This window comes from Myxococcales bacterium, from assembly GCA_016699535.1.
Lineage (GTDB): Bacteria > Myxococcota_A > Polyangia > Polyangiales.
Genome location: CP064980.1, coordinates 1,282,030 through 1,307,500, shown reverse-complemented (window position 1 = coordinate 1,307,500; position 25,471 = coordinate 1,282,030). Strand labels below are relative to the sequence as shown.

Below are 25,471 nucleotides of genomic sequence, written 5' to 3'. Positions count from 1 at the left end.
TCACCAACGAAACACCAAAAGATTCCTTTTTTCATTTTATTTATCCACCGAGGATAGTCATACAGCAGTAACACAAAGTTATACTGTGTTAGCTGCCTGGTGGAGCTGAAGGGGATCGAACCCTTGACTTCCGGCTTGCAAAGCCGGCGCTCTCCCAGCTGAGCTACAGCCCCTTAATAATAGTGGTGGGCCAAGCTAGACTTGAACTAGCGACCTCACCCTTATCAGGGGTGCGCTCTAACCACCTGAGCTATTGGCCCTACCCCTCGATTTCTCCTCAATACAAAGCGCAAAACTTGGCACCAAGGAGAGGAATCTTCATGTTCTGTCAAAGAACCGCACCAGAACACTTCCCGGCGCAAGGAGCGCGATCTGTACCAGGAACGACAAACATGTCAAGAGAAATGGGGCGCTCAAAAAGCTTTTTGAACTGATTTATTTCAGACCAGCAAAAACGCCCTAAAAAGCTGATTCATCAAACCCACGGTTGCGCGATCGTCACCCCAAGCATTCCGTTTAAATCAGCTCAGCTATTGAGACCTCTTCAGCAGCAAAAGGTGGTTAAATCTCTTTCATGTGGGCTTTTGTCTGGTCGCTAAAGGAAAAACAGACTGCTAGACTTTAAGGCATGAAACATATGGCTCGCTTCATTCAATTTACTTTAATAGCTGTTTTGCTCTGCACTTTGTCTCATTCAGAAGCGAACGCAGCCAAACGTCTTCACGCAAAGGTTTTCATTACCCAAAGTAAAATACCGAAAGACCTCAACGAACGAAAGCTCATTGCTTTTGCTCAAGGACATCAAGCCAAACGGATGAAAGAGCAAAGCGATAAACCTTTACCCAAACGCAAATGGATCGGCGACATGGTCGTCGCATTCAACGCACCGCCCAATGAACTTGAATACCATGCGCTTTTCTTCGATGTCTCGGGCGGCGGGCGGCGTTTTGTGGATGACATGGCCACCATGATTAGCGACCGTAAGCAACGCACCTATTTGCAAAAACTCAAGCTACGCAAACCCATGTTTGAACCAGGTAAAAAATACGAAGTAGTCATTACCATCCGTCGTGCCGAAGTGGGCAAAATCCAGTTTGAAACACTGGGCGAGCGCGAAAAACGCTCTGGCCGCGTTGATTTCGCGGACGAGGAAACAAAATAGATTCGGACGGAATCCATTCGTGCAGCACAACCCACGTTCACACGATTTAGCGTCCGTGTTTGCAACAAGGTGTTAGAAAACAAATCAAATCCTTTTACTTCGGATTTTTGAGACTGTTTTGCGGATTACAAGCCGTCGTTGTTTATGGTAGGGCTGTGCGATGGCAAAATCAGCCTTTCGCTCCATCGATCGAAGTGGGCGCGTTGTTGTACGCAGAGTCGGGACAAGCCGACGACCGTTAAGGGACCTGTACTTGCGCCTTCTGCGATTGAAGTGGCGCTGGCTCATTACGGGTCTGGTTTCTTTTCACCTTTTGGCCAATAGCGTTTTTGCCAGTCTCTATCTTCTTAGGGAAGCCTCCATCGTTGGCGCCCGCGAAGGTAGTTTTACCGATGCTTTTTTCTTCAGCGTACAAACGATGTCGACCATCGGCTACGGATCGATGGCGCCAGCTAGTTTATATGCTCACATCTTGGTCACCGTTCAGGCCTTTATTGGCATGCTAAGTGTTGCCTTGGTGACGGGACTAACTTTCGCAAAGTTCTCACATCCGAGCGCCCGAGTAGCGTTTTCTCGCAACGCCATCGTAGCAACACGCAATGCACAGCGTGTGCTCATGTTCCGCATGGCAAACGAACGAAATAGCTACATTGTGGAAGCGAAACTTCGAATGACCCTATTGAGGGATGAAGTCAGTCAAGAGGGCGAGCTACTGCGCCGTTTTTACGATATGCCTCTTGTACGGGAATGGACACCGGTGTTTGCCCTTTCTTGGACAGCGATTCATGTCATTGATGAGCAAAGCCCACTGTACGAGTTGCTAGATTCCGAAGCTCTCGAAGAGGCACAGATCGAAATCATTGCGAGCCTTTCAGGAATCGATGAAAGCTACAACCAACCGGTACACGTCCGAAATTCCTATGCCCCCTCGGATATCCTGTTTGGTGGACGCTTCAAAGACATGATCGAACGTGACGGCCAAATCCGCCGTATTAATTTTGCCGTTCTTCACGACGTTGAACCGTAGATTGTTTTAAGCAGTCCCGTCTATTTCACGAGCCCCCTGACCTCTATTGGAGCATTGCACAGTGGCTGCGTTCTTATCAGCGCGCGTAGGTTTTTTCTGCACGTTTGAGCTCTAAAACACTCTGACTCACATCGCCAATGCCCGGAGAATCATCAAGTCCGTAAATCGCATCAAAACTGTCCCTGACCGCATCAAGCAAATAGTGTTCTTCTACCGTATGGGCATTTAGCTTTCCTTGTTTGATCGCGCGTGCGCAAGCGCTAAGGGAATGAATCCCTTGCGCCCCAAGGCGATTTCGCATCGCAGCACTGAGTGGCAAACAGCAGATATGCAAGTTTTCAAACACTGCGATTTCATAGACATGTTCAGTAAAATGCAACGCAGACGGAGAACAACATCGAGCCACAGCGTAGCAAAACAACGGGCTGCGCGCCGAGACAAGATGGCATCGCCAACTGTAGTGTCGAGCTAATTCGCTCAGCTCGCTCAAACAAGTGTCGATGTTAAAGGGGCAGCTTCTAAAATGAAGCCAATACGAATCTTCATCAAAGGCAATGGATTCCAGCAAAGCATCGTGTTTGCGACACAACGCTGAAAGTTCCCCACGAAAACAATGCCGAAGCACGCTTTGCATAGTTTCGCTTTTTTCAGATAAAGTAGTCTTTGCAACATACACACAGATGCAGTGCCCCATCGCTTCTCTCTTTCTTGGTTTGGCTCGCATGGCTTTGCCGCCAATGGAGACCAAACAGTAAATACTGAACAGATATTCAGTCTATAGAGAAGCGAAGGCTAAGGGTCAATAGTTAATCGAAACAATATCCATAAACTATTGATTTTACGATGATTTTATAAAGTCTTGCGACTTTTTGGAACGGAACGATTCCTACGCTGCTTTTGGTCCCCAGGAAGCTCTCAACGACTCCTTAAATGGAATTGACAGGGCTCATTGGCCTATACCTCTAGAGTGCAACTTCTTGTGATCGATGATGACCCTGAGCTTCAAAGCTTGCTTTTGCGTGCGCTTGCTGGCGATGGGCATGCGGTGAACAGCGCAGGCTCCGTGGCGGCTGCGCGCCAGATGCTTTTGCAACACAAGCCCGATGTGATCGTGCTTGATTTGGGTTTGCCCGATGGAAACGGCTTTGAGCTATGCCGGGAGCTACGGGAACGTGGCAATCGAACGCCGATTTTATTCTTAACGGCTCGCTCAGAAGTTGCGCACCGCATTGAGGGTTTTGAGTCGGGCGGGGATGATTTTCTTGGCAAACCTTTCGCGGTGGCCGAACTTCGTGCACGTGTGCGCGCACTTGGACGGAGAGCAACGTCGTTTGCTGCCACACGCATCGTGCTTGATGATCTTACGATTGATCTTAGTGCACGGTGTGCCCTGAAATCAAAGCAGGAAGTAACGCTCACTGCTCGTGAATGGGCTATTATCGAAGCCCTTGCTCAGAAAAAACATGTCGTGCCGCACGTCGACCTTTTGGAAATGGTGTGGGGCGAGGCGACAGACTCAGCGCGCTCATCTCTCGAGGTCCTTATCGCGCGCATCCGGCGCAAGCTTGGGTCCCAAGTGATACGCACGTTGCGTGGTGAAGGTTATGCCATCGGAACAAATGAACCATGAGCAAGGCTGAAAGAAAACCTGGCTTTGAGCGCCGCATTGCCCTGCTGATTGCGGTGATTGTTGTTCTCGGAAGCGCTTTTGCCGCATTGACGACGGCTTTGGTTGCCGATCATTTACTACGTGCTCACGAAGATACACGCCTTTACGCTGCGGCGAAAATATTCGCCCTTGAGCTTTCCGAAGCGAAACACCCCATTGACGAAATTGTGGCTGACGAAACGAAAGAACAACAAGCGGCCGGTATTCGCGTCGCCGTGTTTGAGCACGGTGAGTTTCGTAGCGGTGACACCGATCTGCCTTCGGTATCACATACAGAGTGCACTAACTTTCAAAATATAAGAGCGTGCGGCGCTGCCTCAACCACGGGCACCATCGCCGTAGCCGCTGCGCCTCGGGCACCGATCAATGATCGCTTCTCCTTTTTACTCGCAGGGCTTTTAGCTGTTTTCCTGGTGTCCGTGCTCGGGCTGCTTTTATCAAGACGCATCGCGCGCTGGGCTGTCGAGCCCATCGTGCGACTCGAACACGCAGTAGCGCAGGTCTCACCCAACGCTGGCGCCAGCATTGATCTTGGATCGGCTGACAATATCGCGGAAATCGATGCCTTGCGCGGAGCGATTACCTCACTCGCGATGCGGCTTTTTTCAGCGCTTGATCAATCGCGACGTTTTGCCGGCGATGCCGCACACGAACTACGTACTCCTCTTACGAGCATTCTCGGCGAACTTGAACTTCTGCAAGAACAAGTACCGACGCAAGGCCCTATACGGGAGGGAGTCGATCGCGTACACATCACCGCATCTCGACTTGCAAAACTTGTGGAGCAATTGCTTATCCTCGCATCGTCTAGCGAAGAACTACAGAGCGCAGAAGATATACAAGTAGACGAACTCCTCGAAGATGCTCGTTTAGCCATGGCCCACAACACCGCAACACCGATCATCATCGACGAAAAAGACTCAAACACCGATCAGGACATTAAGATTCGTGGAGATCGTTCGCTGCTTATTTCACTCCTCGTCAATGTACTCGAAAACGCCCGGGCCTACGCTCCCCAAGGCACCATTCATATGCGCTATCTTGTGCAAGATTCGACGGTGGTGATTCAAATCGATGATGAAGGAGCGGGCATTTCTGCTGAGGCCCGTAAAGACGTTTTTCGAACCTTTTATCGAACTCCCGAAGCGCGCGGCAATGCCCACCGTGGGCAAGGCATAGGTCTTGCCCTTGTTGCCCATGTCGCAAAAGCCCATCAAGGATCTGTGGCCTTTGTTGATGGAGCAATCGGTGCACGATTCCAGCTCACACTTCCTTACCGTGCCGCCCAACCTTAGTGATTGTTTTTCGTAGTGAATATAGTTATATAAAAGACGTGAAACTTAAGCAAATGCTAATTCTGTCTAGCGTGCTTTGTGGTTGTTGCCTAATGGCTTGTTCCGGAGCGAAAGTACAGCACGCTAGATACAAAGCTAAGCAGAAGCAAATAACACCAAGTCGCCATGAGCTCTGGCTAAAAGAAGAGCTCGCACAAGAGCCTTCAACCATGAAGGAATATGTCGAACTTCGAAATGGAGATAAAAGCGATCGACGTATTTTCTTTGTTAGCAAACCAGCGATAACAGCATATGTTCCTGGAGTGGGTCATCATTGGCCCTGTATTTTAATTCTACCCGGTGGGGGCTTTCAGCATGTAGCTATCGACAAGGAAGGGCATCACATTGCGCGTTGGCTTTTAAAATACGACATCGCGTCTGCGGTTCTTGAATACCGCATGCCTCAGCGAGATGATAAAATTTTTTTGCCGGAGATTTCATCTGGTGACGTAAAGCGTGCTCTTGAGCTTGTGTATGAACGTGCGACAAGTTGGGGCTTGGATGCAGAAAAAATTGGTGTGATGGGGTTTAGCGCAGGGGGCTACCTTGCTTCCAAACTCTCTAATCAAAAAGACCTCAAGTACCGACCTCAATTTCAGATACTGGTCTATCCCTTTGCTGCTCCTTTTCGCCAAGATACAGAAGCAATTCGTAGAGCGAATCGGCAGTTGTTTGGTCCGGAGTTTTCGCGTGATGTGCTAGAACAGAACTCTCCGGAAAAGCATATCAATTCGAATACCCCACCCACTTTCATCGTTCATGCACTGGATGATGAAAAAGTGCCTGTTGGACACAGTATGGCGTTGTATCAGCAACTGTTGATGGCTTCGGTTCCCGCTGAAATGCATTTGTACGATCACGGTGGACATGGCTTTGCGATGAGGGCCCTATCCGGTTCACTTAAAGCTTGGCCTGATCAACTTATTGCCTGGCTCCGAGGGAGCGTGCTTTGAAGCCCAAGGGTTCCGAATAAGGATTTGCGTTTGGCAGAGTTGCTCAGTGCGATGAAGTTTTAGACAAAGCACTAGCGCAACGAGTTCCGAAGCGGACGGGACGCAAACTTCAAAAGAAAACCAATGTTCTGGCCATAGCCAGCCTTTGGAAAAACATCACCGTTACCGGATCAAGCCCTGTAGCCTTTGTTCATGGCGCAATCGGGGCACGCTTTGAGCTCACACTGCCTTACCTTGCCCCCCCAACCGTCTGGTTAAGCTGTGGTTAAGATAGCGGCGCTATCCTTAGAAAGTGGTTATTTCTTTTCGCTCTATTGTTTGTGTGGCACTAATCGTGTCATCTGCTCTTCCCTCATGCGCCTCGACAAACCGGAACAGAGCTTGGGTTTCGCGTTCACTCAGCAAGCGCACCGGCTTTAGCATAGCAAAACGTGACGCGGGCTACCGTATTCCAAAAGGTGTTCAGCTTAGCGATGGTCTCGACGAAAACGAAGCTGTTGCCATCGCTTTGTATCGGAGCCCTCGCTATCGCGCTGAACTTGAAAAACTTGGCATCGCCCACGGTGATCTTGAGGACGCATCACGCATCGATAATCCTCGCTTTGGAATTCTCGGTCCGGTTGGGGTGATTGCAGGTTGGGCAACGCTTGCTGCGCCTCTTGATTCGTTGATTCAAATGCCTTCACGAACAGAAGCTGCGAGCCGCGAGATTGAACGCGTGGCCGAAGCGCTGCTGCAGAGTGGCCTCGATCTAGCACGCGATGCACGTCTTGCGCACATCGAGCGTATGCTCGCTGAAAAGCGTCTAACGATTCGCCAAGAGCTTGCTAGTACTGCAGCAGACATTGCGCGGATTGTTGAGCTACGGGCAGCGGCCGGTGATGTAAGCCCTGCCGATCCCTTATCAGCGCATGCCGAAGCAGCCATTGCCGAAGATACGGCGGCAGTAGCCAAGCGTGATATTGCAATAAGCGCAGCACGCCTCGCAACCATCCTTGGTTTCGATCCCGATCGTGTTTCTTTGAAAATGCACTTCGGCAGTTCGCTTCCCAAATCCGCCCCACCGCTAGAAGACTTGTTAGCCATTGCACGAAAGGCTCGTCCCGACCTGCTCGCGGCAAAACTCAATATTGAAGCAGCTGCGGCCCGCGCGGGCATCGAGCGAGCCCGCATTGTTTCCATATCGGCACAAATCGACGGTCAATGGAACGCACAAAACAACAAGGTGGGTACTCGCATCGGCGCAAATCTCATGCTTCCGATCTTTAACCAAAACCAAGGTGGCAGAGAACGCGCTGATGCAGGCATTGAACAAGCCCGACACGAGTATATCGCCGCGCGTCAACGTGTCATCAGCGAAGTCATCGTATCAAACTCGGCTTTGAAGCAAGCACTTGCTTCGCTTGAGCGTTATCGCGTTGAAGTACTGCCGGCGCTCGAGCAAAACCTTCACGCGGCAAAACTTAGCTATGAGCTTGGCGATCAACCTTACCTCGTGGTTCTCGATGCTCTGAGACGTTTGGGCGAGGCACGCATTCGCGAGGTGGAGCTGGTGGCAGAAGCTCGGCGAGCCCACGCCGAACTCGAACGCACCGTCGGTGCCCGACTAAAAAGCAACAAGGCTGCAGCAAGCATGGCCAAAGAAACGAGTACATCATGATAAAAACACTATTTTTTTCTCAGCGATTATTCACTATGCATGTTCATGCAGGCCGCAGCGCCGCGGAAATTTTTGTAACCTGCATTTTTATATTGATGCTCGGTGCATGTAGCAAAGCGACTTCTCCTAAAACACACAACGAACCAGCAACTGTAAAGAACCCCATCGCCGAAGCGGATCTGCCTCGCGTCGAGCTCAGCGCAGCTGCTGCAAAACGACTTGGCATCAAAACAGCTAGGGTGCAAAGACAGTTGCTCCCTGAGGAGCATCGCTTTGGTGGCGAAGTGATGGTGCCGCCGGGCAAAGTGCTTTCAGTCACCGCACCCATCGCAGGCATGGTAAAAACCGCGAAAGAAATCGTCCCGGGGATGAAAGTTTCGCGCGGTGATGTGCTTTTGCGGCTGGTCCCTTTTGCACCAGTTGCTCGTGACTTGCGTGCTGGAGTGGACCGCGAAGTACAAGCTGCCCAAGCTCAGCTTAGCGCTGCTGAATCACGACTTAATCGCACACAAACCCTTGTCACGGAACGCGCAGCTGCCCAGCGCGCCCTTGAAGAAGCAACCGCAGCTCGCGATGTGGCCAAAGCCGATCTCGATGCAGCCCACACGCGTGCACAAACAACACGCTCGAGCCCTCTTCTTTCGGATGTGGCCATGACCGTGCGAGCGCCATCGGACGGCATCGTAGGCAACGTGTCGGTCGCACCTTCGCAAGCCGTAACGGCGGGTACGCCTTTGCTCGAAGTAGTGGCTGTGGATGCGTTTTGGGTGCGCGTGCCGGTCTATTCTGCTGATTTGCATCGCATCGATCCAATGGCATCCGCTCGAGTCTCAGCTTTTGGTGTGCCGGGAGGTCAACAAAGTTCACAAGCGAAAGTCATCGCGGGACCGCCAAGCTCAAATCCACTGGTTGGCACCGTCGATCGCTACTACGCTCTTGCGCCGAGCTCTACCGTGTTCAGACCGGGTGAGCGCGTCATGGTAAGTTTACGTTTTACGCATAGCGACAGTGAACTTGCCGTTCCTTTCAGTTCGATCATCTACGATGCCAACGGTCTGTCTTGGCTTTATATGTGTGACGGCCCGCATCGTTATCGGCGCACCCATGTCGAAGTAAAACGCAAATCAACAGAGTTCGCGGTGCTTGGACGTGGCCCGAAGGAAGGCAGTTGCGTGGCATCCATCGGCGTAAACGAACTCTACGGTTCAGAATTTCCACCGGGGCACTAAAATGACTCAAACCGAAAGACCACTCTGATGTTACGTTCGCTTGTAGCCCTTTGTTTGCGCCAGCGTTTTGTTGTGCTTGCTTTGGCTTCAGTGTGCATCGTGCTTGGTGTGCGTGTTGCTTCGAATGCGCCGCTCGATGCCTTTCCTGAGTTTGCTCCACCTCGGATAGAAATCCAAACCGAAGCGCCAGGTCTATCGACGGAACAAGTTGAAGCTCGCATTACAACAGAACTTGAAAGCGTTCTAGCTGGCACGCCTGGCATGAGCAGCATGCGCTCAAAATCGGTGTTGGGTCTATCCTCGGTATTGCTTCTCCTTGAACGCGATGCCGATCTCATGGCAACTCGCATGCTAGTCGGAGAACGCATTGCGCGCGCTAAACTTCCCACGGTGGCGAAAACACCTGTGGTTCTTTCGCCGCTATCTTCCACAAGTCGGGCCCTAAAAATTGCGGTCTACTCGGATTCTTTATCCCAAATGGAATTGACTGATTTGGTGCGTTGGACGGTAAGGCCTCGCCTTATGCGCGTGCCCGATGTGGCCAACGTGGCCATCTGGGGCGAGCAAAATCGCCAACTTCAAGTGCAAATCGATCCGGAACAACTTCAAGCCGAAGGAATTAGTGTCGATCGTGTGGTTGAAGCAGCTCGTTCTGCGACGAGCCCTTCGGCAGGTGGTTTTGTCGATGGTCCCAATCAACGCTTAGCCGTGCTTCATCCGCCCTACATCAAGGACATCAAGGATCTTGCCGCTGTTCCAGTTGCGCCAAGTAGCATGCGTTCTGTGGCCATCGGCGATGTGGCCGAAGTGATCGAAGACCACGCATCCGCTATTGGTGATGCTGTCGTCACAAAAGGCTCGGGCCTGCTGCTCATCGTAGAAAAACAAATTGGTGGCAACACCCTTGAAGTGACCTACGGCATTGATGCTGCGCTTCGTGAACTCAAGCCGGCTCTGCCCGGCGTAACTTTCGATGCCACTATTTTCAGACCTGCAGGTTTCATCGAGCGCGCGCTATCCAATCTCCGCGAAGCCATGATCATCGGCAGTGTGCTGGTGGTGCTAATTCTTTTCTTCTTTCTCTGGGATGTGCGCACCGCCTTGATTAGCGTGCTTGCGATTCCGCTGTCACTTCTTGCAGCCGCTACGGTGCTGACACTAAGCGGTCACACTTTGGATACCATGGTGATCGCCGGCCTTATTATTGCGCTCGGAGAGGTGGTCGATGATGCGATCATCGATGTTGAAAACATCCATCGGCGCCTGCGCCAAGCACAAACACAGAGGTCATTTGCTGAAACCATAAAAATCGTTCTAAATGCTTCACTCGAAGTACGAAGCGCTGTTGTGTATGCAACCTTGATCGTCTTGCTCGTCTTCATTCCCGTACTGGCATTGCCGGGGGTCGCCGGCGAGTTTTTCCGTCCGCTTGCTCTTGCTTATGCGCTGGCCGTGCTTGCCTCCATGATTGTCGCTCTCACCATAACGCCCGTACTTGCGCTTTTGTTGTTGCCGAACCATGTCAACGAAGAGCGACAAGCACCGCTGATGCACCTCATCGGACCGGCATACGGTCGATTCCTGCAAAAGATTATCAACCGGCCACGTCTAGCGATGGGCGGTGCACTTTTTGCCGTTGTGCTGTGTCTAGCTTCGTTTGCAAGTTTCTCTGAATCGTTTCTTCCGCATTTCGCCGAAAATGATTTTCTGATGCATTGGATCGGCAAACCCGGTAGCTCCCTTGAAACCATGCACCGCAGCGCCACACGCGTGCGCGATGAACTCCTTAGCGTACCAGGCGTGCGTAATTTTGGTGCGCATATTGGTCGCGCCGAAGTGGCCGACGAAGTTGTTGGCCCCAATTTTGCCGAACTGTGGATAAGTGTCGATCCAAATGCTGATCTTGACAAGACCCTTACGGCCGTGCGCAACGTCGTTGATGGCTACCCTGGCATCTATCGCGATGTGCAAACCTATTTGCAAGAACGCATGCGCGAAGTGCTAAGCGGTGGCTCCGGAGCGATTGTGATCCGACTCTTTGGCTCCGATCTTGAAAAGCTTCGCAGCATGGGCGCCGATCTCAGCACAAAACTCGGGGCAATCAAAGGCGTGAGCCATGCCAGCGCCGATGCCCAACTCAGCGTTCCTGAAATTGAGATTGTGCCAAATCTCGAGGCCTGCAATGCGCTTGGTATCGATCCGGGACTTGTCTTGCGGCGTGCTTCGCTTGTGGTGCAAGGCGAAAAGGTCGGTCAAATTGTTCGTGGCCAACAACCCATCGATATCGTGATCTGGAGCAGTCCTCGAGCTCGCGAAGACATAAACGCAGTTCGCAACATGCTCATAAGCATTGATGAGCAGCGTTCGATGCGACTCGGCGATGTGGCAAGCGTGCAGGTCGGATCGATGCCCAATACCATTGTTCATGAGTCAGGTTCACGAAAGATTGACGTCACGCTGCAGCTTGATGAAGACGCAGATCTTGGAGGCATTTCACGTGAGGTCAGCCGAGTAACTAAAGCTTTCCCGATGCCAAAAGGACATCACGCTGAGATTTTGGGTGAGTATCAAGCACGAAGCAGTGCTCAAAGGCGTCTGCTCGTTGTGGGGACCATGGCTTTGCTTGGTATTTTCATCGTCCTGCTTGCCGATTTTCGCTCCTTGCGGCTTAGCCTGCTTGTCTTCGCGTCGCTTCCTCTCGCACTTGTCGGTGGGGTCTTGATCACCGCACTGAGTGGAGGGGTTGTCTCCCTTGGCAGTCTTGTCGGTTTTATCACCGTACTTGGCATCGCTGCGCGCAACGGCATCTTGCTGATCAGTCACTTTCATCACCTTGAACATGAAGAAGGCATGGCTTTCGGCCCGGAGCTTGTGATTCGCGGTGCAAAAGAACGTCTCGCTCCGATCTTAATGACTGCCTTATCTACCGCCTTAGCACTTCTGCCTCTCATCATCGCGGGAAGCAGCGCAGGCCATGAAATCGAACATCCCATGGCCATCGTCATTCTCGGTGGCCTGATAAGCTCCACTCTGCTCAACCTTGCAGCCATGCCAGTGGTGTACTTGCATTTTGGCCGAACGCCGCTCACCACCAAGGTGTCAATTTCTAGCGAACAAATGAAACTTCATAAGCGCTAGCATTTGCGCAGGAATCAGGCCAACAAACAATCAGATCAAGAACCAGAAGACATCTCATGGCTACTGGCGCAGTATTTTGGAATGCAAACAACCACGACAAGCCTTCAGTAAAAGCCTGCGTGGTTGCTTAATGATACGCTCTTTATACGTCACCGTAACGACAACGGTGCAGACTATAAACCGCTCGTACTCTGGTCGGTACTACTTGAACTAGCCTGGTCGGTCGAACTGCTTGAGCTAGCCTGATCAGTCGAACTGCTTGAGCTGCTGTTACTGCTAGAGCTGCTCGAACTGGCTTGATCGGTACTACTTGAACTGCTGTTGCTGCTTGAGCTGGCTTGATCGGTACTACTTGAACTGCTGTTGCTGCTATTGCTGCTAGAGCTTTGGTTTCCGTTGTTGTTGATTTGATCTGCTGCATCGCCGAATGGATCACTTGCAAGGTTGTCTAAATCATCAAGCAAAAAATAGATGCTAGAAGAACCGCTCTGCGCTTGCGCTACCACAACGAATAGTCCTACCGACAAGATAATATTTCCCGCCAAAAACCACTTCTGCGATCTTTTTTTCTTTTTACTTCCTGTATCCATACTTCTACCTCTTTTCTCTCATTTACCTTGCACTACGGTCGTCCCGCCTCCAAAACGGCAATGTCTAAAAACGCATCGTCGTCAATGTCACCTGAAGCTACGCAATAATAAGACTCATCACCCCAAGGTTGAGTCATCGTATAGCTATATCGAACTCCTCTAATGGCGTTTGCGGACTGACGGCTTCCGCCTTGTACGGCAAAACCAAGTTGGTCAAAATCCGCCGCATATCGGCCATAGCCGACGTGATAGGCGTCTTGCGCGCGTCTAATCGAACCAAAACCCATGGTAAGTTCCGAGCGTCTTGCTTTGGCTTTGAATCGACTAAAGTTGGCCGATGTTGTAGTCGCCAAAATTCCAAGTATCGCAAGGGTGATCATGATTTCGATGAGTGTAAAACCTGACTGCTCTCTCTTTTGTGCTTTATCGAACAAAACGCACCTTCCCGTTGCTTAGATGGGCAACCATGGAGTGGTCGGCGAGAAGAATTACGGATTGAAAACCTTTGTTTCCTTCAAGCTCATCCCAAATGTGGAGCAAAAGCTCTTCTTTGTCCTTTTCCGTCAAAGCACTCCACTTAGGGAGGTCGAGTTCCCCCACAAAATCACGTTGATTTGCACGGCCGGCAAAGCTGCCTGATAAAAGCAGTGGCGAGATTTCGTAAATATCCAATGGACTAAACTCCGAAAAATCGGAGCTACGGACTTGATAAAAGTGCCATGCCGTATAAGTCCCATAGCCCAAAGACAGAATGAGCCCAACGGTAAGAGCGGCACGCATCGAGCTGTATTTTTTGCTCTTTGTTTTCTTTGGAAGACGAGCTTTCGTCTTACCAACCTGCGTACGATTCTGTTTGCGTTGCCACTCAAGGCTCGCACTGGTTACCGCCATCGGATTGATCATCGCCGATGTTTCACGAGTTTGAAGCACAGTCGGCGACGCACTGGCGAGTTGACGCAGACGCAACACTTCAGGATAGTCAAGCACGCCATCATCCAACGCTTCAGTAAGTTGTGACAATTGCATACAGTTTAGAACACGCGCGATTTTGAGCTCTGCATCCTCAAGCAATGAAGCAACTTCTGCAAAGGTTTGTTCAACTTTAATTTCTTCTTGCTCAAAAGAAAAGTCTGCAAGGAGACTTGATGCTTTTCCAAGCACACCCCGAATCTGCGCGTTGTCCTCCGCCACTATCCAGAGTCCGGAAAGAACATCGGCAAACTCCAGGAGCTGCTTCAGTTTACTGGCAAGTGACTGTCCTTCCATGAGCAGTGAGCTGCTCTCGTCTTCCTCAACATCTTTTTTTTGGAACAAGGCCACGAAGATTCTTTAGAGCTGGGATTACCGTCGAAGAAAATTCTTCTCAACCTAACTTTTGTCCTAAGTAAAGGTCCAAGGCTAGGCCCACTTATGTCTTCATCCTCGACAGCATCACTGTCGCTTGAATGCTCTGAATCGACGTCTACCGGCTCAAGACTTAGAAGTGGTCCGTCGCCTAACGCGATCGACAACGATTCCCCTGTTTGTCTTTCTTGTTGTTCGTTTACTTCCGGCAATGGATTTCCCATAAGGTGAAGAGTTGTAGCGTTGTCGCAAACCAGATCTGTTCGATGAGCATCGCTTTTAGGGCACGCGGCATATTGCCCCCCATCTAGGACTTCAGAATTAGCTTTCATGTTGGGTGCGACTGAGTCACGCACAGCAAGTGCCTGCCTTTCTTACGGTAATTATACTATAACACGGTAAATCGTTTTGTCCAGGACTTTACGTTTTAAACGAAAATTTATACCTTTACGGTTGAAACGGTTGAATAAGACTTACTTTTTTTGAGGCATTCGTGGCTTTGAGTAGGTCTAGGGGCCCCGGAATTCGCTTCGCTGCAACTCCGCTCCAGACACTCTCCCGCAAGGGCAAGGAGGCACGTCCAGCCCTGCTCCCATTGCCCTAGCAGCTAAGCAAATCACGAAATTAAAAAAACTACCTAAAAAAGCCAGCCGCTTCTTCGGTATCGATGAGACATTCATCGCCAAAAAGCACTTGGCTATTGCGCTGCAAGATTTCTCCCAAGCGGTCATCGACGTTGTCATTCATCTCAAACTCAAAATACATGATGCAGTCGCGGTTATCGCAATGGGATTTGCCCGAGTACTGCTGTGTATCAAGATGATCCTCCGACATCGAAATGCCCGAATTGACTAAGCCCACGGCATGGCCTACTTCATGAATCACGTTAATTTGCTCCGCAAGCTCGGGGTAAAGAGCGCTTCGCGTTTTGATAATGGGCTTAAAAACGGCAACAATGTTGGTGTTTCGAATTGATAGACCCAAAATCTCTTCTTGATTGCCCTGGTCATCCTCGGAATAACCATCCAAGAAAACGATGTAAATGACACGTTGGCTATCGGTGTTAGGTGTGTCTTGGTGTTTTTGGGCGATTGCGGCAATTTCTTCTAGAGTAAACTTATCATCCGTGATGTCAGTCAACTCTTCCATATCCGAAAGGGTTTTAGGCACCACAAGCTCTGATGTGGTGTAGTTGAAGAGCGCTTTTAGATTGAGTTCAAACAGGTCCCAAGGGTCACCTGAAAAAGCACCGCCAGTTGTATAGGGCTCTGCCCCTGTTTGATAATCAACCTCGATCACAATGCGCTGAGTTTGCTCCGAATAGAGCTCTTCAGCATTCCAGTTGGTGATGCCAGAGTTGTTTGTTTTGTCACTCGAGCAAGAGGGCAAACACAAACTCAATATGCTCCAGCAAAGAATAATCCCAATTCGCGATAGTGCCATCGTCTTCCCTTATCTCATAATACAGCACACATTAAAAAGGGACACAAAGCTGCAAATGCCTTGTGTCCCTTTTTTCATAGCTTCATAGCTCAACGTAACTAAATTACATGCCGCCTTGAAGGTCGTCCAATTGAGCTGAGTACTCATCCGCCAACGCACATTGTTCAGTGAACGAACACGAAGCTGGCTGCGCAGGTGGCTCACCAAGATCTTCCAAGCTTGAATCGCAGGTCAGCCCCTGTGTGTATTGAACAAAAGCGTCAACAAGATCCTGCATACAGGCGGTGAGTTCACCAACAGTAACATCACAGTTAGCTGCCGCGTCTGCAAACTCAGTATCCGTTACATCGTCACTGCTGCTCGAATTCGCCTCTGTGACACAATCGGCCTTAGAGTCTTCACAAGTCAACGAAGTATCAAGAGCAGAAAACGAGATTCCAAGAAGGGTACACACTGAATCAATGAGACCCGTAGCATCGTCACTGAAAGTGGCCTCGATTTCATCTTTAAGAACTTGTTGCTCTGTTTCATCAAGACGCGAAACCTGCTTGTCCGCATCCAAGCTTGATCCACTGGAACTACTGTCACTGGAACAAGAAACCACCGTCATTGCTAAACTAACCACTAACCAAGAAATAAAACTAATTCGCATGCCCATGTCCTCCACGAAATTTTTAGTACATCATGGTTTAACCCACTGTCTATGACAGGTCAATTTGCGTGTAATCCCGACATGTAAGGAGATAAGGGCTAAGCCAGGTTATGAATATCTTTTGGCTAGCTCTATCCAGTACCCTAGCAATTCCAAGCTAGAACTCCCCCAATAAGGTGAGCACAGTAGGATGCTCCAGGGCATCCAGACCTATCCATAGCGTTGCATCTTCGCGGTGTGCAACCGCGCCATGGAAACCAGCCGAGCGTTCATCGGGGCTGTATTCGTGAATTGACCAGTGGCGCTCGCTAAGCCGTTCTTGAATCAGTTTATTGCTGAGTTGGACGTCATCCGATGAGCCAGCAAAAAGAAGCAAGTGCCGCTTTTGTTCGACTTCCTCTACATCGAAAAGAAGCTTTGCCGGCAAGGCTTTCGTTAGCCATAGGGTTGAGCTTGTCTTCTGCTTTCGAGCTGTTGATGTTTTCGTAGCGACCAATTGGTAGCGTATGTAGGAAAGGCGTGAGTCTGACCGGTTGAGACTGGTCATGGAATACAGCAATGGCACATCAGCTCTGGTGGGATTTGTAAGACTGTCTTTTCCGCAGAGAACAATAGCAAGATCGTCTCGATGAAAATGATGCACCATACTTCGCATACTGTATGCAGCATCGCTGCGTGATTCGCACAACTTGCTAAAATAAGCGATCGATTCTTCTAGTTCACCCTGAACGGTCCCCCGAAGGACCTCAAACGATTGGCCATTAAAGGTGACGATCTTACCCTCAGGCCGAAGCTCTTTCGTTGTTCGTCCCGGAGGGCTAGCAAGCTGTGAATTCTCGACGGACCGATGCCAGTGAAACAACCCAATGCAGGTCACAGTTGCCATAAAAACAGCAGGCCCCATTCGAAGCACGGTAAGCTGGCTGCTGGGTAGTGGTTGACGCTTTGCTTTAGGTCTAAAGATATTGAGTAAAAGCACCAAGCTTGCTCGAAAACTCTCTGACAACTTTTTGTGCCGGCCGAGATCAATCAGTGCCCAGAGCATCGCAAACACATAGGCCGTGAATTAAGCTCCAAACCAAGACCGATGCCCAACAAAGCACCAAGTGCTGCAAAAAGTTTTACGTCGCCGCCGCCCATCGCATTCATGAAGAAAAAGAGCACCGGGATTAAGGCGCACACACAGGCTGCAATAAAAGAGAATGCTGCTGCTGTTAAACTCACCCCGAATCCGTAGAAACACAAAGCTGCTAGCAAGACCAAAAAAGTAAGCCAATTGGGAATGCGGCCTGTTTTCCAGTCATACGCAGCCGCAACGAGAGCAACAACCAGAGCAAGACCATGAGTACCCAAAAGTAGTAAGTTGTCTGTCATCTCCAATTGACACTCATCGCACAAAACGATTTTCTTCTATGGGAACGGTAGTAACATGAACAAGCACAACGATTGATGATACCATAATAAAGGCAAGCCCAAAGCCGCTAAGGCTAGACCAGCAGACAGCGCTACAAGCACGGTAACAACGAGATACTCGACGGTGAAAGCGCCTTGATCGTTCCGGAGAACGTTTTTTATCTTGCTATCTCGGCTTCGTTTTGTTCGCCAACTGCTCATTTTATTTCAGACGAACAGGCGCGCTAGAGCGTTTCTTTACCCGACGTCGCCTGCTGCGTTTTCTAACTTTGGGGGCTTCCTCGATGCTAAAATCTTGTTCAAAAAGCAAAATTTCTTTGCCCTCTGGCATGCGAAAGACGCGAGATGGCTCCTGGGGACGAAGCTCTGGTTGGCTCGTGGTTGAGATCTTAACTTGAAACTCTGCCTGGGGCGCCATTTCGATATAAACATGAGCTATGCCATGTTCGTTTGTTCTGTCGACTTCCCGACCATCAAGTAAAACAGGCAAGCCGGCTGGAGCATTGCTTTTGACCAGTACTACAGCTTTGTTGATCAGCGCATTGCATACAAATTTCCGTTCAATCGCTTTTCGTTTCGCGGTGTCTTTCACATCAAGCACCTGGTGAAGCGTAATCGTGTCAAGCAACTCTTGCTGCTGATACGCAATGGGACATTTTACCCGTATTGCAACACGCCTGCCCTCTTTGCCCGAAAGTTCAAAACGAAGTTTTCCTTGCACGCCACTTCTTCCGACGGGTGTATCACCCACAAAAACCTGCGCATCGCGCACCGGACTGCCATCCAGCTCAACCGTATGAACCGCCAGTTCAAAACGTGGTGCTGTATTGGTTTCCGTTCCACAAAATCCACAACAAACACTTAAAAAACATAAAATGACTAACAGTTTCGCTCTTAACATGGTTCTTGACCTGCTTCGCAGCTTTTAGCGAGTTGCGTCCGCAAAATATCAACCATCAAAGCAAAACTTTTGTTTTCTGGTTCGCGTTTTATCAAGCCCTTATAGAAAACAAGCGCATCGAACAGATCACCTCGCAACCATGCTTCGACAGCAAGAGATTCAAGATCCGCGGTAGAGCGCCCTAAGGTTTTTTCACTCTCTTGGACCTGTTGCTTGTTGGCTCTACTTTTCGGAACGATTGCTTCTGCATTAACCGATTGGGGCTCTTCGGTAAGCGCTTCGCTTGTTTCAAAACTGTCTTCGATACGCTGGGCTTTCACCGAAGATGTGTTCGTCTCGTTCGTTGAGCTGGAGCTTTCGTCGATAAAAAAGACGTACACCGCTACGCAAATGCTTAGAGACAGTAAAATCCACGTGCGCCATGGTAGGATTTGACCTTTTCGAGAACCTTCGGGTACCTGAGACCTCTGGTGCACAACAGTCTCTGTGGGATGACGTTGAGCAAGTGGAAGTGCGGGCGGAACACTAATCCCCCCAGGGGCTTGACTTGGAGGCCTAGAACCAAGACGCGGCCTTAGCGATGAGCGCCAAGCTGATACTTCACCGCCGCCATCTCCGATGACGGTCGCGGCCTCTTCATTCACGGCATGACCGGAAGCTGATTTCGGACTCTTCTCTGCACGCGTTGCCCCGGCCTGAGGCTCTCGATGTTTTTCGCGCTTTGTTTCATCGGAAGACATAATAAAAGTATAGCAGATGGGACAACTGTTCGTGTAATTTCGCTTACATTGCAAAGACCGCTGCACATTCACAAACTACAGGCATGCTCCTAAATTGCAGTACAGCCTTAGCGTCCTATCCCTAAGGCCAGAAATGAGTTCTCGATTTTCAGCGTTGCATCCTAGTTCACTTTGCATCTTGAGTGTTTGACGCCCTCCGCCTAGGCTATCGGGGCGAACAAGCTCCAGACTTTTTTCTTCGTAACTGTAGGCCCTGCTTATGAAATCAATCTGTTGACTGTACTCCGGAAGCCAAGCCGACAAGGAAGGCCTCATGGCAGTAGCGAGATCCTGTACAAAAGGATCTCGGCTACCGGCACACGGTTCAATAGCCTGATACCACACTGCCTGTTGGTTATTGTGCAGTGACCTAAGATTGACATGGTAGCGCTGCGCTACGTAGAGAGAAAAACCCAACAGCAAAACAAAGAATGGCAACACGATCACAGCCTCGCTCAATACGGATCCCCTTTCGTCGTTAAGTAGGTTTGCTTGTGCCATAACCGCATCATCACGATAACAAATTTAGGGCGACGGACAAAGGTAATTGCCTTCTTCATCTTGCGGGCAAGTTGGGCAAAAATGGATTCCAGTGTCCGCTTCACGTTCGCAATTTCGTGTAGGGTCCAAATGCAGAGAGAGATGGTCCGATTTGGTAGCAAGCTGTCCGCATTGACTATCAACGTTGGGAGAGTTGTTGGACGAGCAAAAGGCTTCTTCATCAAGCCCTTCTTCGCTGGTTCGACAAAGAGCTGAACCGAACTGCGAGCAAGCGGTTTCTGAGCCGGGGCTTACTCCCCAAAAACCATGCAGATCGCGAATCCAAGCTTTTGCAAGCGCATACAAAGTAATCGCCGCTGCAACAACAGCGGCCGCAATACCAAGCAGCAGCGGCCAGCCTAAAGTAGTAAGTCCACCAGCAAAATAGGCCAAGCCGGCTAATAGACCCTCAGAAAAAACAACACCCACCGCTCCAGTGATCAGTTCGACGAGCAATGAAAGTGCCGCCGCGACTGCTTTCATCGATAGTGCGCGGACGACCAAGCCATCAACTAGGGTGGTAACCATGGCATCAGCCGTTGCGCTTGAGTTACTATATTGCGCTACCGTCGACTCACAGGCCAAACAATCGAGTCCGCACACTTCGGGGCCAAAACCAAGCGATGAGCGCGCATAGCCGGCCATGATGTAAAGTGCATCCCAGCACCCTTGCCCAGTCGAGAGGGCTGAAACCTTGGCTGCTACACCCGACGTTTCCGTCGCAGGAGCTTGTTCGGGATGCTCCTCTTGCAGCTTAGTCAACTCGTCACTCGCTTGAGTAAAACTTTGTTGCAGCCATTCGTTTGCGGTCTGAGTGACTAAAGCTCCGTCTTTCACTGAATACATCGTGATATTTGAATGAAGACCATCTTCGCCTTGTGCTTTATGCATACCCAAGACTTGAAGCGCGTTCTTATAGCGATCAAAGACAACTGTAATCGAAGTATCGTCGCCGTCCGGACAGTCACCCTGCCCGTAGACAAAGCTTAGGCCCTCACCGGAGTTTGCCTTAACACCAAAAAGCTGATCAAAGGTAGGCTGCACTGCAGTTTTTGTTGCATCGTCAGTATTGATCACAGGTGCACAACCGGATGCCTCCAACGCTTGCATCACAACTTGAACATCAGGATGCGTTTCAGCAGCTTGCAATAGCTCGGCACGTGTTGGTTCCACGTAGTTTGCAGTTTCGTTTTTGTCACTACCGCCGCAGGCGGCAAGGCTCCATGCCGCGAGCGTGAATGAATAGAAAAGCAAAGCCAAACGGCACGAACGAAGAAGTGATACAGTCATAAGATCCTCCGCATTCTGATTTTGCAAGGATTATGCCACGCAGAAAAACGCAGAAAAACAAAATAATATCAAATAAATACAGAATGTGCCGCAAAATAGCTTATGCTCTTGGAGCAAAAGATGCGCTCGAGCGTGATACATTAATCGCCATGCGCCTCTTGATACAGTGGAAACTGGTCAGTCAGTGATAAAAGTCAGCAGTTAACAAAAAAGTATACGAACACGAGGACAAAGCTAGAAGACAAATCTTTTTCCGAGGTTTTTGTAGATTCGAGCGCCCCCGCAGCGACGAGCAGACAAGTACGGGCGTACGTGTCGACGAGAAGCGAGGAGGAAAGCCGAAGCTACGAAAACCTCGGAAAATGTACTTGCAGGCACCACAGACTGACCGGTTACGATCCTGTGAGTGGCACTAACGACAACATCAGCTAGATTTAAACAACGTGCACAAACACAATAAAGATTCTCTGCTTCATGATTGCCGCGGTGCAGCTATGCTGCTTGCACTTTTTTTTGGATGCTTTTTAGTCGCCTCTTTATTTCATTTGATTGGAGTCGGTCGCACAGCTCTTTACCAATCACGTTTGCAAGAAACCGCAGACGCTACAGCTTACACAGCTGCATCACAGTATGCTCGCTCCATGAACCTCATTGCTTTGAGCAACTCTGCTCAGCTCATTGCTTACGGTTCTTTGATAGGTCTCGGCCAATCGCTTGATTTAGTAAAACCATGCGCAGACTCCGGCCGTATTTTTGGTTATGGACCCTGGGCGCGGTGCATCGCAGAAGAAGCACGCGTTGAAGCTTTATTAAATCAGCGAAGACCGGAACTTGTGACACTAATTTCGCAAGCGACCAAGACTGCAGAGTTGAGCCGTGAGAAAACACCTGCTTTTGTTGCGCAACTGTCGGCCGATTTTGTAGCCAATCACGGAAACCCTGTAGTCGCCGGCGGAATCGTAGCAAGCCCCATGCCTCTTTACACCTCAGACTACCGCATTCTCTGCGCACTTGGATCGGCCTTTGGAAAAAGCTTGGTCGATAAAACTTTTGATGATGAGATTCTTGGAACCTTCACATCTCAAATCCGGGGCATCGTATCGCGAGACTCGATGCCAGCCTGCGAACGCGAAAACATTCCAGGCTTGGGCGCTCAACTGATGGACCCTGCCAATCAAAGCGGCACTGAGGCACTTCAGATCCGCTCCTTTGTTTTCGGAAAACATGAACTCATTTCATCCTTAGATGGAGCTGTCGGTCTAGTGGCAAAGGTACTGGGCAAGCAACCCGGCAGCTCGGTTAAAGAAATGCGTCTACCAAGTGATTACAGCCGTGTCTCGGGTCGCGTGTTCTTAGCTCAAGCCGAGTACTATTCAAGCTGGGAGAACGCCAACACTTTGCAAAGTGATACACCAACTCTTGCGCCTGAGCACAACACCTTCACCATGCAATGGCGATCGCGTCTGCGACGTTTTAGAATTCAAAACCATCAAATGCTAAGCCACCACGATCGCATGAACGCGATCAGCACCTGGACTCAGAAGCAACTCATCCCCGCCTGTCAGCAGCTTTGCGTTCATCAACCCTGCCCGGGGTCATGCGCATCGCTAGCAGCGCTACGCGACCTAGTTCCCTTCGCCTTGCACTAAGAAATTCCCCAGGAAGCAAGATGATAAAAGTGGCGTTTTTTTTCTTAAAACATGCCATTTCTGGCATGTTTTAGGGATAAAAACAGACTCTTTATCCTACGGGTTTGAAGTCTGGTAGCGCAATTCCTTCGCGCTTGGCGAGTTTCTCAAAGGTCGGCCGCACGCCAGTCGGGACAAGACGTGAGCGCTTAGCATTCTGCTTAACGTCTTTCGCATAGACACGCTCAAAGATCGGTACAAGGTGATAACCTTCTTTTTCCCTATAGCCTTGCAGCTCTGCAATCTCGGTCACCAAGCGAGTCCCATCTCGCATGCGCTCGACTTGAACCACAAGATCAACCGCCGAAGCAATTTGCAGACGCAAAGCCAAAAGTGGAAGGTCGATATCGCTCATCAAAGAAAGTGTCTCGAGTCGCGTCAGCGTATCTTTGACATGGGTTGCATGTAAGGTTGCAAGGCATCCGCCGTGGCCAGAAGTCATGGCTTGTACAAGATCAAGGGCTTCTTTGCCGCGCACTTCACCTACAACAATGCGGTCGGGTCGCATACGCAGACTGGCTCGAAAAAGCTCGCGGATCGATATTTCTCCTTTGCCCGTAGCACTTGGCGGTCGGGCTTCAAAATAGACCACATGTTCGTGTGGGATTTGAAGTTCACGTGAGTCTTCCAACACAACAATCCGTTCATCATCGTAAAAAAAACTGCTTAAGGCATTTAATAGCGACGTCTTTCCTGAGCCTGTTCCACCTGCTACCAAAATATTCTGCTTTAGCCCAACAGCAGCTTGGAGGAATTGCATCGATCGTGAACCCAAGGTGCCTTGCAGCAACAATTTTTTAGGGTCCATACTCTCTTTTTGAAAACGTCGGATAGCAACGGTAGGGCCTTCGGTCGATATCGGAGGAAGCACGGCTTGAACGCGCGAGCCATCCGGCAATCTTGCTTCAAGGATGGGATTGTTTTCATCAACTTGACGACCCACGTATTGTGCAATCGTTCTCAATGCTGCGATGAGTGCCCGCTCAGTGGCAAAACTGGCTTGAACTTGCATCAGTTTACCTGCGCGTTCCACGTACACCTTGCCAGCGCCGTTGATAAGGATCTCGCTTACCGTTTCGTCTTTTAGATAAACCGCAATGGGTTGGAGATGGTCTGCGAGCGCTTGCTCGAAGATACGATGGGCCGATGATGAGTTACTGTTCATCGTCTCTACCCTGCTGTGATTCAAGACGAATAGGACCTTGCTGTAAATCCTCGGCGGCTGCTTTCAAAGGGAAACGAATTAGCTGCTCGGCCTGCTCGGCATGAATACCTTTCGGAGCAAGTTCAAGATAACGTTTAGCGTGTACTTTAATCTCCTCTTCGTTTTTCTCTTCTCGAAAATTCATCGCTAATAAATAGTGTGCTGAGGCAGGCTCTTTGGGAGCATCTTCAATGGCCATATACAATTCCCTTTTGCTGGAGGCGTAACGACCAAGGGAGTAGTAAACGCTGGCCAAAACAAGTCGCAAAGACCAAAGTCTTGGATGTCTTTCTAAGAAGGGCTCTGCGTATTGAACAGCGGAAGGAAGCCGAGAAGAAAGCACACACACCTCAACTAAGGCTGGGACAACTTTACTTTCAGGATAGCCTTTGTCCATGGATGCAGCGAGATATTGCTCCGCTCGGAGATAGTCTCCGTGATGACTCAGCGACATGCCGTGATCAAACAGCTGCTTGGCCGTAATGCGTGACAAAGGGTCGTGCTGCTCTGGACTACTTAGCTCGGTGTGCTTTGTTGTCGCGCACGAAACGATAAAGCATGCAGCAATAGCGCTGATTAAAAGGTATTGCCTAATCATGAAGCCACCTCTTTGCTAAGAATAGCGTTGAGCTGACGCTCGATATGCTGCAGCCACGTTAGATAATCGCTCTTTTCATGTCCAACCATGTTAACGAGGATACGGGCTTGACCGAGGGCTTGTCGATGGTCCTTCTCAGCAAGAGCCCTTTCAAGCTTGACTTGATGCAGGATAAAATCACGACGGATTCGCGTTTTTAACTTTTTACTCTTTTTCTCCGCTACCTGGGCCTCATTGATTTGGCCGGCAGACGCCATACATGCCGCCGCTTGTGCATAAAGCTGAATGGCTTCGATTCCATCGTGAGGCTCGAACAAATAGCGTTCCTCTTTTGAAGCAGCGGATTCAAGCAAGCGTTCTGCACGATAGCGCGCCGGGCCTTGCTCGGGGCACTCAATCTGCTTTGCAACAAACTGTTCAAAGTCAGCCTTGGGGATCGCGGAAACATCAACACCCGAGTTGCCCGAATAAAGCCACATGAGCAAAGGCACGCACAAGAGCAAAACCAGCCATACGAGACTGTTGCCTGAAGAACGCAGAGCTGAAGTTCGCTCTTCTTCAAGTTGGAAGCGTAAGGAAGCAAAAACAAGAGTTGCATCCCAAGGCAGTGGCCCACTTTGGATCGGCATGCCGGCCATTTGAAGCTTTGCATCAGGCGCAAGTCTCAACTGACAAACAGATCCTTTACGTTGCAAGCTAAAATGAACCGGCCGCAATCCAGAGTCTTTGGGCAACGATACATTGGCTTTGGGGTCCGTTCCCACGACAAGTGGCTCAAGGCCAATCACATGACGTCCTAGGCTTTTGTATCCGTCAAAAACCTCCAGAACACATGCTCCTTTATTCGTTTCGGCCAT

The 25,471-nt window shown here is 50.0% G+C and carries 24 protein-coding genes and 2 tRNA genes; 9 read left to right on the top strand and 17 right to left on the bottom strand.

What is annotated here, in order from left to right; translation table 11 throughout:
* Window positions 1-97: 97 nt before the first annotated feature.
* Together IPJ88_06220 and IPJ88_06215 are read right to left on the bottom strand one after the other, a co-directional pair.
* Window positions 98-173, bottom strand: a tRNA-Ala gene (locus IPJ88_06220).
* A gap of 10 nt (window positions 174-183) precedes the next feature.
* Window positions 184-260, bottom strand: a tRNA-Ile gene (locus tag IPJ88_06215).
* Between the two features lie 368 nt (window positions 261-628).
* On the opposite strand from IPJ88_06215, the gene IPJ88_06210 reads away from it, so the two are divergent.
* Both IPJ88_06210 and IPJ88_06205 read left to right on the top strand, forming a co-directional pair.
* Window positions 629-1,162 (top strand): hypothetical protein, encoded by a 534-nt coding sequence (locus tag IPJ88_06210; GenBank protein ID QQR91319.1) that lies wholly within the window; start codon window positions 629-631, stop codon window positions 1,160-1,162.
* Between the two features lie 160 nt (window positions 1,163-1,322).
* Complete coding sequence (locus IPJ88_06205) at window positions 1,323-2,189, top strand: ATP-sensitive inward rectifier potassium channel 10 (GenBank protein ID QQR91318.1); 867 nt, start codon at window positions 1,323-1,325, stop codon at window positions 2,187-2,189.
* A 76-nt stretch (window positions 2,190-2,265) separates the two neighbouring features.
* Here IPJ88_06205 and IPJ88_06200 read toward each other — a convergent pair whose 3' ends face one another.
* Complete coding sequence (locus IPJ88_06200) at window positions 2,266-2,883, bottom strand: hypothetical protein (GenBank protein ID QQR91317.1); 618 nt, start codon at window positions 2,881-2,883, stop codon at window positions 2,266-2,268.
* A gap of 273 nt (window positions 2,884-3,156) precedes the next feature.
* Between IPJ88_06200 and IPJ88_06195 the strand changes: the two genes are divergently transcribed.
* The 6 genes from IPJ88_06195 to IPJ88_06170 all read left to right on the top strand — a co-directional run bounded on the left by IPJ88_06195 (window position 3,157) and on the right by IPJ88_06170 (window position 12,172).
* Window positions 3,157-3,819, top strand: a complete 663-nt coding sequence (locus IPJ88_06195; GenBank protein ID QQR91316.1) for a response regulator transcription factor — start codon at window positions 3,157-3,159, stop codon at window positions 3,817-3,819.
* On the top strand, window positions 3,816-5,153 hold the full coding sequence (locus IPJ88_06190; GenBank protein QQR91315.1) for a HAMP domain-containing histidine kinase: 1,338 nt from the start codon (window positions 3,816-3,818) through the stop codon (window positions 5,151-5,153). The genes IPJ88_06195 and IPJ88_06190 overlap by 4 nt, the downstream gene beginning before the upstream one ends.
* Window positions 5,154-5,362: 209 nt before the next feature.
* A complete protein-coding gene (locus IPJ88_06185) occupies window positions 5,363-6,145 on the top strand; it encodes an alpha/beta hydrolase (GenBank protein QQR91314.1) in 783 nt (260 codons plus the stop codon).
* A 322-nt stretch (window positions 6,146-6,467) separates the two neighbouring features.
* Entirely contained in the window at window positions 6,468-7,805 is a 1,338-nt protein-coding gene (locus tag IPJ88_06180; GenBank protein QQR91313.1) for a TolC family protein, read from the top strand.
* Window positions 7,802-9,034 carry an efflux RND transporter periplasmic adaptor subunit gene (locus IPJ88_06175; protein QQR91312.1) on the top strand — a complete coding sequence of 411 codons (1,233 nt, stop codon included), beginning with the start codon at window positions 7,802-7,804 and terminating at the stop codon, window positions 9,032-9,034. Before IPJ88_06180 ends, IPJ88_06175 begins: the two co-directional genes overlap by 4 nt.
* A gap of 27 nt (window positions 9,035-9,061) precedes the next feature.
* Window positions 9,062-12,172, top strand: coding sequence for an efflux RND transporter permease subunit (locus IPJ88_06170; protein QQR91311.1), 3,111 nt, complete (start codon window positions 9,062-9,064; stop codon window positions 12,170-12,172).
* A 173-nt stretch (window positions 12,173-12,345) separates the two neighbouring features.
* On the opposite strand, the gene IPJ88_06165 is transcribed toward IPJ88_06170, so the two are convergent.
* The 11 genes from IPJ88_06165 to IPJ88_06115 form a co-directional block, all read right to left on the bottom strand.
* A complete protein-coding gene (locus IPJ88_06165; GenBank protein QQR91310.1) occupies window positions 12,346-12,762 on the bottom strand; it encodes a hypothetical protein in 417 nt (138 codons plus the stop codon).
* Between the two features lie 32 nt (window positions 12,763-12,794).
* Window positions 12,795-13,196: a type II secretion system protein gene (locus IPJ88_06160; protein ID QQR91309.1), complete on the bottom strand. Its 402-nt coding sequence runs from the start codon at window positions 13,194-13,196 to the stop codon at window positions 12,795-12,797.
* Window positions 13,186-14,082, bottom strand: a complete 897-nt coding sequence (locus tag IPJ88_06155; protein ID QQR91308.1) for a hypothetical protein — start codon at window positions 14,080-14,082, stop codon at window positions 13,186-13,188. Before IPJ88_06155 ends, IPJ88_06160 begins: the two co-directional genes overlap by 11 nt.
* A gap of 657 nt (window positions 14,083-14,739) precedes the next feature.
* Window positions 14,740-15,549 carry a hypothetical protein gene (locus IPJ88_06150; GenBank protein QQR91307.1) on the bottom strand — a complete coding sequence of 270 codons (810 nt, stop codon included), beginning with the start codon at window positions 15,547-15,549 and terminating at the stop codon, window positions 14,740-14,742.
* Window positions 15,550-15,652: 103 nt separating this feature from the next.
* Window positions 15,653-16,201: a hypothetical protein gene (locus tag IPJ88_06145; GenBank protein QQR91306.1), complete on the bottom strand. Its 549-nt coding sequence runs from the start codon at window positions 16,199-16,201 to the stop codon at window positions 15,653-15,655.
* A 157-nt stretch (window positions 16,202-16,358) separates the two neighbouring features.
* Window positions 16,359-17,246: a hypothetical protein gene (locus IPJ88_06140; GenBank protein ID QQR91305.1), complete on the bottom strand. Its 888-nt coding sequence runs from the start codon at window positions 17,244-17,246 to the stop codon at window positions 16,359-16,361.
* Window positions 17,231-17,575 carry a prepilin peptidase gene (locus tag IPJ88_06135; protein QQR91304.1) on the bottom strand — a complete coding sequence of 115 codons (345 nt, stop codon included), beginning with the start codon at window positions 17,573-17,575 and terminating at the stop codon, window positions 17,231-17,233. The genes IPJ88_06140 and IPJ88_06135 overlap by 16 nt, the downstream gene beginning before the upstream one ends.
* Window positions 17,576-17,816: 241 nt before the next feature.
* The gene (locus IPJ88_06130) at window positions 17,817-18,515 is read right to left on the bottom strand and encodes a hypothetical protein (GenBank protein QQR91303.1); all 699 of its coding nucleotides are present in this window, start codon (window positions 18,513-18,515) and stop codon (window positions 17,817-17,819) included.
* Window positions 18,509-19,255, bottom strand: coding sequence for a hypothetical protein (locus IPJ88_06125; GenBank protein ID QQR91302.1), 747 nt, complete (start codon window positions 19,253-19,255; stop codon window positions 18,509-18,511). The genes IPJ88_06130 and IPJ88_06125 overlap by 7 nt, the downstream gene beginning before the upstream one ends.
* Before the next feature lie 75 nt (window positions 19,256-19,330).
* A complete protein-coding gene (locus IPJ88_06120; GenBank protein ID QQR91301.1) occupies window positions 19,331-19,795 on the bottom strand; it encodes a hypothetical protein in 465 nt (154 codons plus the stop codon).
* Window positions 19,796-19,819: 24 nt separating this feature from the next.
* On the bottom strand, window positions 19,820-21,124 hold the full coding sequence (locus IPJ88_06115; GenBank protein ID QQR91300.1) for a hypothetical protein: 1,305 nt from the start codon (window positions 21,122-21,124) through the stop codon (window positions 19,820-19,822).
* 443 nt (window positions 21,125-21,567) lie between these two features.
* Here IPJ88_06115 and IPJ88_06110 point away from each other — a divergent pair, with 443 nt between their 5' ends.
* Window positions 21,568-22,773: a hypothetical protein gene (locus IPJ88_06110; GenBank protein ID QQR91299.1), complete on the top strand. Its 1,206-nt coding sequence runs from the start codon at window positions 21,568-21,570 to the stop codon at window positions 22,771-22,773.
* Window positions 22,774-22,864: 91 nt separating this feature from the next.
* Here IPJ88_06110 and IPJ88_06105 read toward each other — a convergent pair whose 3' ends face one another.
* The 3 genes from IPJ88_06105 to IPJ88_06095 are packed head-to-tail and all read right to left on the bottom strand — an operon-like array spanning window position 22,865 to window position 25,471.
* On the bottom strand, window positions 22,865-23,977 hold the full coding sequence (locus IPJ88_06105; protein QQR91298.1) for a CpaF family protein: 1,113 nt from the start codon (window positions 23,975-23,977) through the stop codon (window positions 22,865-22,867).
* Window positions 23,967-24,614 (bottom strand): hypothetical protein, encoded by a 648-nt coding sequence (locus tag IPJ88_06100; protein QQR91297.1) that lies wholly within the window; start codon window positions 24,612-24,614, stop codon window positions 23,967-23,969. The genes IPJ88_06105 and IPJ88_06100 overlap by 11 nt, the downstream gene beginning before the upstream one ends.
* Window positions 24,611-25,471 carry a hypothetical protein gene (locus IPJ88_06095; protein ID QQR91296.1) on the bottom strand — a complete coding sequence of 287 codons (861 nt, stop codon included), beginning with the start codon at window positions 25,469-25,471 and terminating at the stop codon, window positions 24,611-24,613. The genes IPJ88_06100 and IPJ88_06095 overlap by 4 nt, the downstream gene beginning before the upstream one ends.

Coding starts and splice junctions, on each gene's coding strand:
- IPJ88_06175 (QQR91312.1), top strand. CDS start 7,802: ATGATAAAAACACTATTTTTTTCTCAGCGATTATTCACTATGCATGTT.
- IPJ88_06115 (QQR91300.1), bottom strand. CDS start 21,124: ATGACTGTATCACTTCTTCGTTCGTGCCGTTTGGCTTTGCTTTTCTAT.
- IPJ88_06120 (QQR91301.1), bottom strand. CDS start 19,795: ATGGCACAAGCAAACCTACTTAACGACGAAAGGGGATCCGTATTGAGC.
- IPJ88_06205 (QQR91318.1), top strand. CDS start 1,323: ATGGCAAAATCAGCCTTTCGCTCCATCGATCGAAGTGGGCGCGTTGTT.
- IPJ88_06170 (QQR91311.1), top strand. CDS start 9,062: ATGTTACGTTCGCTTGTAGCCCTTTGTTTGCGCCAGCGTTTTGTTGTG.
- IPJ88_06130 (QQR91303.1), bottom strand. CDS start 18,515: ATGTTAAGAGCGAAACTGTTAGTCATTTTATGTTTTTTAAGTGTTTGT.
- IPJ88_06185 (QQR91314.1), top strand. CDS start 5,363: ATGAAGGAATATGTCGAACTTCGAAATGGAGATAAAAGCGATCGACGT.
- IPJ88_06140 (QQR91305.1), bottom strand. CDS start 17,246: ATGCTCTGGGCACTGATTGATCTCGGCCGGCACAAAAAGTTGTCAGAG.
- IPJ88_06135 (QQR91304.1), bottom strand. CDS start 17,575: ATGACAGACAACTTACTACTTTTGGGTACTCATGGTCTTGCTCTGGTT.
- IPJ88_06125 (QQR91302.1), bottom strand. CDS start 19,255: ATGTCTTCCGATGAAACAAAGCGCGAAAAACATCGAGAGCCTCAGGCC.
- IPJ88_06190 (QQR91315.1), top strand. CDS start 3,816: ATGAGCAAGGCTGAAAGAAAACCTGGCTTTGAGCGCCGCATTGCCCTG.
- IPJ88_06100 (QQR91297.1), bottom strand. CDS start 24,614: ATGATTAGGCAATACCTTTTAATCAGCGCTATTGCTGCATGCTTTATC.
- IPJ88_06200 (QQR91317.1), bottom strand. CDS start 2,883: ATGGGGCACTGCATCTGTGTGTATGTTGCAAAGACTACTTTATCTGAA.
- IPJ88_06210 (QQR91319.1), top strand. CDS start 629: ATGAAACATATGGCTCGCTTCATTCAATTTACTTTAATAGCTGTTTTG.
- IPJ88_06105 (QQR91298.1), bottom strand. CDS start 23,977: ATGAACAGTAACTCATCATCGGCCCATCGTATCTTCGAGCAAGCGCTC.
- IPJ88_06165 (QQR91310.1), bottom strand. CDS start 12,762: ATGGATACAGGAAGTAAAAAGAAAAAAAGATCGCAGAAGTGGTTTTTG.
- IPJ88_06150 (QQR91307.1), bottom strand. CDS start 15,549: ATGGCACTATCGCGAATTGGGATTATTCTTTGCTGGAGCATATTGAGT.
- IPJ88_06145 (QQR91306.1), bottom strand. CDS start 16,201: ATGCGAATTAGTTTTATTTCTTGGTTAGTGGTTAGTTTAGCAATGACG.
- IPJ88_06095 (QQR91296.1), bottom strand. CDS start 25,471: ATGGCCGAAACGAATAAAGGAGCATGTGTTCTGGAGGTTTTTGACGGA.